General features: G+C 63.3%; 1 protein-coding gene. It reads right to left on the reverse strand.

The window, feature by feature from the left end; genetic code table 11:
- Positions 1–381 (reverse strand): relaxase/mobilization nuclease domain-containing protein (locus DW56_RS22200; RefSeq protein WP_152976865.1); only part of this gene is annotated, 381 nt, incomplete at both ends.

Raw genomic sequence — 381 nt, forward strand, 5'->3', positions numbered from 1 at the left:
ACGCGGCCGGTCGGCGCGGTCGTAGTACGGCTGGAGCCGCCTGCCGGTCAGCAGCTCGGTATTGGGGATCAGAAAGTTCAGCTCCAGACGCCCCTTGTCCGCGTGCTCCACCCACAGAATGCTGTACTGATCTTTATCGAGTCCGGGCATCAGAACCCGCTCGAAGCTGGCCATCAGTTTTTCCCGCTGGCCGGGAGGCAGATCGGCCTCCGCAAACGACAGTACGCCGGAAGTGTATTTCTTCACGTAAGGCGACGCGTCAATCAGCTCCCGGACTTCTTCCGGCTTCCCCTGCAGGACGCTGGCGCCTTCACGCTGCCGGTCTTTACCCAGCAGATAGTCCACCGGCCCGGCGCCACCGCCGCGACCGCGTGGATGAAA

The sequence above is a fragment of the Franconibacter helveticus LMG 23732 genome (assembly GCF_000463115.2).
GTDB classification, from domain to species: Bacteria; Pseudomonadota; Gammaproteobacteria; order Enterobacterales; family Enterobacteriaceae; genus Franconibacter; species Franconibacter helveticus.